Below are 10,087 nucleotides of genomic sequence, written 5' to 3' on the forward strand. Positions count from 1 at the left end.
ACACATCTGCAGTATTAAGATTATGAAGATAAAGCCCTCCCATTCCTCCGCCGGAAAGAATCACTGCTTTTGTGGCGACGTGCTCTAGGCCTTCCTTATTTAAGAGCAAAGCTCCGGATATTCGCTTTCCGGAAAGTACAAGATGGACTAAATCCGTGTGCTCTAAAAGGTTGATATTTTCATTTTGAGCAAGAGTATCATAGACGTTTTTTCGAATTGCTTCCCAGTTTTTCCAATAATATAAGTCTCTATAGGTATGACCAAAACAGGCAATCTTTTTTTCCGGAAGTTTATGCACATCAATACCGGTATCCGGAAGATTTTGAATACATTCTTCTATATGGTCTATATAATATCTTCCCATCCAGGGGTCATTCATCTGCTGACTGCAATCCCGAATATCTTGATAGAACAATTCTTTATCTTCCGGTCCTGCAGTGCATAGACAATGCAGAGTGTCCATCAGGGGATAGAAGCTGGATCCGGAACAAAGTTTTGAAGAGGAAATCAGTAGAACTTTTTTTCCGGCATTTGCGGAGCTTACTGCGGCTCGTATACCGGCTAATCCTGTTCCTACAACGATAATGTCATACTGCGAATTAGATTGTTTTATTTCCATAAGTATACTTCCTTTTATCCTTTAGAATATCCGTTTTGAAAATGCAGTTTCATAGCTTCCATATATTTTTCATAATTTCCTTCTTGAAGGGCAGTATAGATTTTTTCGTGCTTTTCCACTGTGAGTTCTATGTTGTGATGGGTGGTTTTTATATTGTAATACTTATCACAGGCCCAGAAGAATTCAATAATGGATTTCAACATACTGTTGTCTACAGATTGGAAAAGAATCTTGTGAAATGCGGCATCCGATTTTGCGAATTTTATACCGAATACGGAAGAGTGAGATTTTTTAATCTGGCTAAAGATTTCTTCCATATTTTCGACTTCTTTGCGAAGTTGTTCCAAGCTTTCCGGACTAATGCTCCCAAAGGCTTCTTTTGCAAAACCAAGTTCCAACACTCTCCGAAGTTCCTCTATCTCTTTAAACAGTTGCTTTTCATCCCTAACGCTGTAAACCAGGCTTCTCAGGAAAAAGTTAATGTTAAATTCTTGAATAACAATACCGGCTCCCGGCGTGGAGCAAAGGGTACCGGTGATTTCCAGAGATTTGATGGCTTCCCGGAGAACATTTCTACTGACCCCCAGCATCTCACACATCTTCATCTCGGAAGGGAGCTTATCTCCGGGGACTAAATGATTTTCCTCTATATAATTTTTTATTTCATCATAAACTTGCAAATACAGCTTGCGCGATTTTAAATTTTTCATTTCACTGGCTTCAAGCATCAAGCACTTCCCTTACACAAAAACTTTGTACTACAAAGTTGACATGAGAGTTTAAACACGAACACAATACCGTAAAAATGAAAAAAAGTCAATTCTGGTTATTTTGCCCTATTATTAAAGAAATAAGTTGGATAATATGAAAAATATGTATATATGTATAGAAAAATCCATTGACAAAGCCTGTATATTTATCCTATATTGGGACAAGACAAACAAAAGAAATAAAGCTATACAATATTTGTACTACAAAGTTCAAGAAGAAAGGGAGGTTACAGATTGTGAGAAAGAAAAGTTTAGTGAGTCTACTATTGGCAGCATCGCTTGCGGCAGGCGCATTATTCGGTTGCGGAGCGGGAGGAAATGATTCCGCTAAAAGCGGTCAAAGTTCTGAGGCGACTCAGTCTTCAGAAAAGACAGAGGCCGGCAGTTCCGAAGATTTGGGCACACCCCTGGCAGATGTTAGGGTGAGACAAGCCTTGGCTTATGCCATTGACATGGATACCATTGTGGACAGTATTTTTGAAGGCAAGGCAGAGGTGGCAAAGAGCTTTACCGCCCCCGGAGATTGGTTGAATGCAAATCTTCCCGAGTATAAGTATGACCCGGAAAAGGCAAAGGAATTATTGAAGGAGGCTAATTGGCCGGCAGACTATACCTTAGATGTGGTGTACTACTATGATGATCAGCAGACTGTGGATTTGATGACGATTATCGGCCAGTACTGGCAGGAAGTCGGAGTGAAAGCCAAGTTTAGAAAGCTTGAGGGAGACTTGGCCTCCCAACTATGGGTTCCTCCTACAGACAAGGAGAAGGGACCGTCCGTAGTAAAGTGGGATTTGGCTTATGCAGCAGTTGCGGCTTTGGCGGAAAGTGAGTTCTATAATCGTTTTGCTTCTACCGCTTCCAACAACTCCACTGTTCCTAAGCAGGAAGGGCTGGATGAATTAATTGCAGAGTCCAATGCAACGATGGATACAGATGCCCAGAAGAAAGCATTTGCAAAAATCCAAGAATTTATTGCAGAAAAGGTATTGGCTATGCCTTTGTACCATCAGGTTTGCTTTATATATACCAGTAATAAGTTGGATACAGCAGGAACAAAGTTCGGAAATGATCAGTTCTCCTATGAAAAGAATATTCTGGACTGGAAGATTGATAGAGAGGATAAGACCTTATACACTAACGGCGGACCGGAAGAGTTTTTCTGGTACCCCATGGTTAATCCGGGATATATGATTAGTACAGAGCTTGTATTTGACAAGTTAATCAATGCGGACAGCTCTTTAACACCCACGGATGGAATGTTAGCGGAGTCTTATACTGTATCGGAAGATAATAAGACCATTGAATTCGTTTTAAAGGATGGTCTGAAGTGGCATGATGATGAGGCACTTACAGCTGAGGATGTTAAGTTCACCTTGGAGCTTATGTTGAAGACCCCCGGTACCAATGCAGTGGCTTCAGATGTTGTGAAGGCAATTAAGGGCTCTGCAGATTTTGTGGAAGGAAAGACAGACAGTTTAGAGGGCGTTGTAGTAGATGGCAATAAGATCACTGTGAACTTCGACACTGTATCCGCCAATGCTTTAGCAGTATTCTCTCAGTGGCCTATACTTCCTAAGCATTGTTTGCAAAATGCTAATCCGGAAACCTTACAGCAGGATCAGTTCTGGCAGAAACCTATTGGTTCCGGACCATACAAGGTAGATGAGGTTGTTCTCAACAACTATGCTACTCTAAAGAGATGGGACGGATACTATAAAAAGGGAAGCGGAAACGTGGACACTGTTTACATGTTTGCCAGTGGAGAAAATGACGGTAATCTTGTAAAGAATGCGGGAGCAGGAAAGATTGATTATGCTTGGAGCAAGTCTACGGAAGATGCAAAGGCAATTGAGGCTATGGACAGTATGAAAGTGACATCGGCAAATATCAGATATACCAGATGTTTCTATATTAATCAGTTCCCTCATGAGGCTAATATAAAGTAATCAATGCAGATAGTCATATGGCGGATCGTAATGAACGGTCCGCCATATTTTTGCAGTATTTATCAGGAGATTTTCATGGGAAATTACATAATACGTAAAGTTCTTACGCTTATACCGATGATGTTAGTTATAAGCTTTCTGATTTATTTGGGGATGGAGCTTATGCCCGGAGATGCTATCGATTTTTTGATTCCTCCGGATGCCTTATCTACCATGTCGCCGGAGCAACTGAATGCCATGAGAGAGGCCCTGGGGCTTAATGATCCCTTTTTCTTGCGATACTTAAAGTGGCTGGCCGGGATGTTACATGGAGATTTCGGATACAGTTTGCAAAGTGGTGTTCCGGTAATTACTTTGATGAAAAATCATCTTCCGGCAACGATTGAGCTTACATTTACGGCTTTGGTAATGTCCTCTGTTTTCGGAATTCTTCTGGGAGTAATTTGTGCCCTAAAAAAAGGAACATTGCTGGACCAGATTTTGAGTGTTTTAGGGATGATTGGTGTGGCTGTTCCCCAGTTTTTATTGGGACTTATTTTTATTGATGCCTTTGCCTTGCATATGGGGATTCTTCCGGTGGGTGGACGTATGGCTTATGCCGGACAAAGTTTCTTGCAAAGACTGCCGAATCTTATTATGCCGGCAACGGTTCTAGGTTTTTCTTTGACTGCAGGTGTAATGCGTTATGGAAGATCCAGTATGCTGGATTCTATGGGACATGACTATATGAAAACAGCCAGAAGTAAGGGGCTTCCTGAGTGGAGGGTAAATCTTCTGCATGGGCTTAGAGCGGCTATGACTCCGGTGGTAGTATTGGTAGGATTCCGACTTCCCATGCTTATCGGAGGAGCAGTAGTGGTAGAAGAGGTATTTCAGTGGCCGGGAATAGGTGGGCTTTTTGTGTCGGCGGTTCGGTCACAGAATACGCCATTGGTTATGATTATCGGTTTCTTCAGTGTGCTGATGGTCTTAGTGGCGAGTATTATCGTGGATATTATTACCGCCATGTTGGATCCCAGAATCAAACTAAGTTAGGAGGTCTAAGATGAAAAGTTCACTGGATAGAAAGATGGACCGAATCTTAGCAAGAGAAAATTCCGGTCAAATCAAAAAAGGCATTAAGAATCGTGCTCTGAGAAAACTGTTTGCCAACAAATTGTCGATTTTTGGCTTTATTATATTTTTTCTGATTATTTTCCTGTGCGTGTTTGCACCGCTTTTTACACCCTATAGTTCCACAAAAGTAGATCTTCGAAATATTTTAAGCCCACCCACTGCAGCACATATTATGGGTACGGACAAGGTAGGAAGAGATATTTGGGCAAGAATTCTTTACGGCGGTCGTATATCCATAGAGGTGGGACTTGGCAGTGCATTAATTGCTACTGTTTTAGGAGTTTTTCTGGGGACGGTTGCAGGCTATAAGGGTGGGTTATTTGACGGTATCATTATGAAAATATCGGAGATTTTAATGTCGTTCCCTCAGATTATTTTGGTTTTAATTTTAGTGACCATTACAGGGCAAAGCTTATGGAATTTGATTTTTATCTTTTCCATTACGGGTTGGCCCTCCATGTACCGTATGGCAAGATCTCAGATGCTTTCTCTCAGAGAAGAAGAGTATGTACAGGCTTTAAAGGCCTTTGGTGTTGGAAGTATGAGAATTGCATTTGTGCATATGCTTCCTAATGCTATAGGACCTATATTTGTAAATATAACGCTTTCTACTGCTATGTTTATCCTTCAGGAAGCTTCTCTAAGCTTCTTGGGTCTGGGAGTACCTTTAGAGGTGGCTACTTGGGGAAATATTCTCAATGCTGCCCAAGACCTTATGATTCTGAAAAATTCCTGGTGGGTATGGCTCCCGACAGGTATTGTGGTCACGCTGTTTGTTATTGGAATTAACTTTATCGGTGACGGATTAAGAGATGCGACGGATCCGACACAGATAGGATAAACTATTCCAAATACTATCGGTGTAAGCATAGTGAAATAATCTAAGCAAACAAGGAGCGTGAGAAATTTATGAGTGAAAATACTTTATTAAAGGTCCAAGATTTAGAGGTTAATTTTTATAATAACGAAAGATGCAACAAGGTACTTAGGGGAGTGTCCTTTAACTTGGAAAAAGGAAAGATTATGTGCATAGTGGGAGAAAGCGGTTGCGGAAAGTCCGTAACGGCAAATGCCATTATGGGCTTGTTACCGGATCTTTCCAGAATAGAAAAGGGAGAAATTCATTTTTACAATGAAGGGAAAGATATCAGAATCGATCAATTGAAACGAAAAGGCAAAGAAATGCGAGAAATTCGGGGAAGCGGCATTTCTATGATCTTCCAGGATCCTATGACGGCTTTGAATCCTGTTTTTACCGTGGGTTACCAAATTAATGAATCCCTCTTATATCACAAAATGGCAAAGAATAAAACAGAGGCTAAAGAGCAATCCATTCGTTTATTAAAGGACATGGGAATTCCGCTTCCGGAAAAGCGAGTCGATGAATATCCTTACCAGTTTTCCGGTGGAATGTGCCAAAGGGCCATGATTGCTATGGCTATGAGTTGCCAGCCAAAGGTGCTTATTGCGGATGAGCCTACTACCGCCTTAGATGTGACCATTCAAGCACAGATTTTTGAATTGATGCTAAAGCTTAAAAATGAGAAAGATGCAGCAATCCTGCTGATTACCCATGACATGGGAGTAGTGGCGGAGCTTGCCGACAATGTGGCAGTTATGTATATGGGGAATATTGTAGAGAGTGGAGATGCGGAAGCGGTATTAACTCGTTCCGCTCACCCTTATACCAAAGCACTTATCCAGTCTATTCCGGTCTTGGGAAGGGGGAAAAAACAGGATTTACAGCCGATTAAAGGCTCTACCCCGGATCCATATAATCGACCTAAAGGCTGTCAGTTTGCACCAAGATGTGAATTTGCCACGGAACAGTGTAAGGAGGAAATGCCACCGGAGGTGCAGATGGAGCCGGGACATTACTGCAGATGCTTTCACAGTTTAACGGGAAAGGTGGGCTAAGTAGATGGCAGATCAAAAAGATATTCTTATAAAAGTAAATGGGTTAAAAACATACTATCCCGTAAAAAAGGGGGTTTTCAGACGAACCGTAGGACATGTGAAAGCAGTGGATGATGTCAGTCTGGATATTTATAGAGGAGAAATACTGGGCGTAGTAGGAGAAAGTGGGTGCGGAAAAACTACTTTAGGAAAAAGCATTTTACAGCTGATTAAGCCGACAGCAGGGAGTATTCGTTATTCCTTTGAAGACGGAGAAAAGGAACTGATGGGAATGGGGAAAAGAGACTTGGATGAGGCAAGATCTAAGATGCAGATTGTTTTCCAAGATCCCTACTCCTCCCTGAACCCTTCCTTTACCATCTTTGGATCTATGCAAGAGCCTCTATTACGCTTTGGGGAGAAAAGTAAAAAGAAAAGAAAAGAGAAAATTGCAGAACTTTTAGCAGCTGTCAATTTGCCACCGGAGTATATGGATAGGTATCCTAATGAGTTTTCCGGAGGGCAAAGACAGAGAATCGGAATTGCCAGAGCTCTGTCCGTTTCTCCGGAGTTTATCGTATGTGATGAGGCGGTATCCGCTTTGGATGTGTCCATTCAGGCTCAGGTTCTGCAACTATTAAAAAAGCTTCAGATGGAACGGGGACTGACTTATATGTTCATTACTCATGATTTATCAGTGGTGGAATATATCAGTGACCGCATCGTGGTAATGTACTTAGGCCGAATTGTAGAGATGGCGGATACGGAGGAATTGTTTGAAAATACCTTGCATCCCTATACAAGAGCTTTGCTAAGCGCCATTCCCATTGCAGATATCCACAAAAGAAGAAAGAGAATCCCTCTTCAGGGAGATGTCCCCAGTCCTGTTAATCCTCCTTCCGGATGTGCTTTTCACCCAAGATGTCCGGAATGTATGGAAAGATGTAAGACAGAGGTGCCGAAACCCACTGTGATTGTGAAAGACGGAAGGGAGCATATGGTTTGCTGCCATAAAATTAGCGAAGAAATAGGGCAAAGCAGTGGAACAAAGTCATAAATTAAATTGATAAAGAAAAGCCGGAAAGTAGTTAATGAAATAAAGTGATAACGGAAAGTTAGAAAGTAGGCAATGAAGCAAAGCAATAAAGTAAAGCAATAAAGTAAAGCAATAAAGTAAAGCAATAAAGTAAAGCTAGACAGTATGTAGTGAAACAAAGTAATAAAGGAGAATCGTATGAGTAAGTTTTCAATGAAAGATATTAAGGGTGTTATTCCTGCCATGCTCAGTTTTTTTGATCAAGAGGAAAATGTGGATCTTTCCTGTACGGAACGTATGGTTGATTTTATGGTAGACCATGGGGCAGATGGATTTTATCTTACCGGAAGTACGGGTGCATGCTTTACCATGAATGCGGAGGAGCGAAATGCTGTGGTAAAGACTGTTGTCCAAAAAGTGAATGGAAGAGTTCCGGTCATTGTGCATGTTGGAGATATTGGAACAAAGAAATCTATAGAGCTGGCGAAATACGCTTATGAAGCCGGAGCTGATGCCATTTCCTCTGTACCTCCTTTTTATTGGAAGTTTAGCAAAGAAGATATTTATCGTTATTACAAAGATATTGCAGAGGCGACTCCTCTTCCTATGGTGGTGTACAATATTCAGTTGGCAGGCCTGATGGATATGGATCTGATTTTAAGATTAACAGATCTTCCCCATGTGCAAGGATTGAAATATACTGCCAGATCCCATGATGAAATGGGATATTTAAAGGAAAAGCTTGGAAAAGATTTTATGATTTATTCCGGATGTGATGAGATGGCTTTTTCCGGGCTTTGTGCCGGTGCAGACGGTATTATCGGATCCTTCTATAATCTTTTCCCGGATTTATACAAGAAGATTCTTAAGAAGGTTCAGGAAAGTGATATTCAAGGAGGAATGAAGCTCCAAAAAATTGCGGATGAGGTGATTTTCGCTGCCTTAAAGTATGATTTTCCCTCTGTCCTTCACGGCATGATGCAGTGGAGAGGACTGGAAGCAGGATATTCCAGAAGACCATTTTATACCTATAAGGCGGAGGAGCTATCTGCTTTAAAAGAAGAGCTGATAAAAATCAAAGAAAAATATCAAACTGCCGAGTTGGATATTTTTGGTATTTAAGACAGAGCTGTAAAATATGTTCCAAAAGAAGAAACCGACAAATCCCGGCAGACTGCCGAGTTTGTCGGTTTCTTCTCTTGATTCTTAATGAGTATGGCTCGCAAGCGTGCAGTATCTCGTTCTTCATTGGTGGTGCAAGCGAAGCCCATGACCTCTTGTTGTTCTATAAGAAATTATCTCCTAGACATACTTCTTCAGTTCCCCATACCCCTCTTTTTCCATTTCCTCATAGGGAATAAAGCGGACAGAAGAGGAGTTAATGCAGTAACGCAGTCCCCCAAGTTCTCTTGGGCCGTCATGAAAGACATGGCCCAGATGGTAGTCTCCACCCTGGGAACGGACTTCTATTCTTCGCATTCCCAGACTGTTGTCCTCTAGGTAGCGGATCACTTCTCCGGCAATGGGCTTTGCAAAGCTGGGCCATCCGCAAGAGGAGTGAAACTTGTCTTTGGAGGAAAATAAAGGCTCTCCGGTGGCTCTATCCACATAAAGCCCTTTAGCATTGGTATCCCAATAAACATTTTCAAAGGGGCGGTCTGTGGCGCTATGCACCAGTACATTGTATTCGTCTTTTGTCAGCTTTTCCTGTAGTTCTTCTTCGGAAAGAGGCTGATATTGCTCTGAATCAATCAATGGCTCATCCGCCAGGGCAAGGGAGATGTGGCAGTAGCCTCCCGGATTTTTATTCAGATAATCCTGATGATATTCTTCCGCGGAGTCAAAGGCTTCCAAGGGAAGCACTTCCACCACCAAAGGAGAGCTGTACTGTTCCTGCTCTTTTTTTAGAGCTTCCTGAATAATTTCTTTGTCCTTTTCTTCTACATAATAGATACCGGTGCGGTATTGGGTGCCCACATCATTTCCCTGTTTGTTTAAACTGGTAGGGTCAATTATCCGAAAATAATAGCGCAAAAGATTTTTTAAAGGCAGGCGCTCCGGGTCATAGTCGATTTTTACGGTTTCCGCATGGCCGGTATTGTTGTGACAAACCTCTTTATAGCTGGGATTTCTGCTGTTTCCGTTGGTGTAACCGCAAGAGGTAGAGAGCACTCCGGGAATTCTTTGAAAATAGGCTTCTACCCCCCAAAAGCAACCGCCTGCAAGATATATGGTTTTCTGCATAGTAACTCCTTTCTCCTATAGTGAGTTTATCATGAAAAACTGTTCTGGCATTGAAATTAAAGCTAGAATTTTTAGCAGACTATTTGCTAAAGACATCATGGTTTTGATTTTAGCAGTCTTTTTTTACTTTAGCACAAATGAGAAGGCAATCTACAAAATTCTCCGGGATTTCCGGCTTTTTTTAGATTTGTATTCCGAAAAGGAAAACCATGATATAGTATAGAAAATATCTAGAGCATGATACTTTGATAAATACAGCAGCCGGATGTGTATGAATCTGAGATTCAGAGGTCGGCGCTACAGAAGCAGCGATGTAGAAACTATAGATATAGAAACCGGATATGTTGGAAGCAGAGATAGAAAAAATAGGAATGGAGAATATAGGAATGGAAAAAGAGCTGAAAATATCGTCATTTTCCTTAGAGGGAAATAAAGCGACACTGTATCAACCTCTTGA

At 41.5% G+C, this 10,087-nt stretch carries 9 protein-coding genes; 6 read left to right on the plus strand and 3 right to left on the minus strand.

The genetic code is table 11. The annotated features are described in order from the left end of the window. Together ACO4PX_RS05585 and ACO4PX_RS05590 are read right to left on the minus strand one after the other, a co-directional pair. Window positions 1-619: FAD-binding protein (locus tag ACO4PX_RS05585; RefSeq protein WP_485571911.1), on the minus strand; the 619-nt coding region annotated here is incomplete at its 3' end. Between the two features lie 14 nt (window positions 620-633). Next, a complete protein-coding gene (locus ACO4PX_RS05590) occupies window positions 634-1,347 on the minus strand; it encodes a FadR/GntR family transcriptional regulator (RefSeq protein ID WP_485571913.1) in 714 nt (237 codons plus the stop codon). A gap of 278 nt (window positions 1,348-1,625) precedes the next feature. On the opposite strand from ACO4PX_RS05590, the gene ACO4PX_RS05595 reads away from it, so the two are divergent. The 6 genes from ACO4PX_RS05595 to ACO4PX_RS05620 all read left to right on the plus strand — a co-directional run bounded on the left by ACO4PX_RS05595 (window position 1,626) and on the right by ACO4PX_RS05620 (window position 8,508). Then, window positions 1,626-3,338, plus strand: a complete 1,713-nt coding sequence (locus tag ACO4PX_RS05595; RefSeq protein WP_485571915.1) for an ABC transporter substrate-binding protein — start codon at window positions 1,626-1,628, stop codon at window positions 3,336-3,338. A gap of 75 nt (window positions 3,339-3,413) precedes the next feature. Beyond that, window positions 3,414-4,373 (plus strand): ABC transporter permease, encoded by a 960-nt coding sequence (locus ACO4PX_RS05600; RefSeq protein WP_315365881.1) that lies wholly within the window; start codon window positions 3,414-3,416, stop codon window positions 4,371-4,373. 10 nt (window positions 4,374-4,383) lie between these two features. Continuing rightward, window positions 4,384-5,295 carry an ABC transporter permease gene (locus tag ACO4PX_RS05605; RefSeq protein ID WP_315365882.1) on the plus strand — a complete coding sequence of 304 codons (912 nt, stop codon included), beginning with the start codon at window positions 4,384-4,386 and terminating at the stop codon, window positions 5,293-5,295. Between the two features lie 68 nt (window positions 5,296-5,363). Continuing rightward, window positions 5,364-6,371: an ABC transporter ATP-binding protein gene (locus ACO4PX_RS05610; protein ID WP_485571917.1), complete on the plus strand. Its 1,008-nt coding sequence runs from the start codon at window positions 5,364-5,366 to the stop codon at window positions 6,369-6,371. Between the two features lie 4 nt (window positions 6,372-6,375). Next, the gene (locus tag ACO4PX_RS05615; RefSeq protein ID WP_485571919.1) at window positions 6,376-7,407 is read left to right on the plus strand and encodes an ABC transporter ATP-binding protein; all 1,032 of its coding nucleotides are present in this window, start codon (window positions 6,376-6,378) and stop codon (window positions 7,405-7,407) included. A gap of 177 nt (window positions 7,408-7,584) precedes the next feature. Further along, window positions 7,585-8,508 carry a dihydrodipicolinate synthase family protein gene (locus ACO4PX_RS05620; protein WP_485571921.1) on the plus strand — a complete coding sequence of 308 codons (924 nt, stop codon included), beginning with the start codon at window positions 7,585-7,587 and terminating at the stop codon, window positions 8,506-8,508. Window positions 8,509-8,688: 180 nt separating this feature from the next. Here ACO4PX_RS05620 and msrA read toward each other — a convergent pair whose 3' ends face one another. Next, window positions 8,689-9,630, minus strand: coding sequence for a peptide-methionine (S)-S-oxide reductase MsrA (msrA, locus tag ACO4PX_RS05625; RefSeq protein ID WP_485571923.1), 942 nt, complete (start codon window positions 9,628-9,630; stop codon window positions 8,689-8,691). Window positions 9,631-10,087: the final 457 nt, after the last annotated feature.

The sequence above is a fragment of the Oribacterium sp. genome (assembly GCF_057249185.1).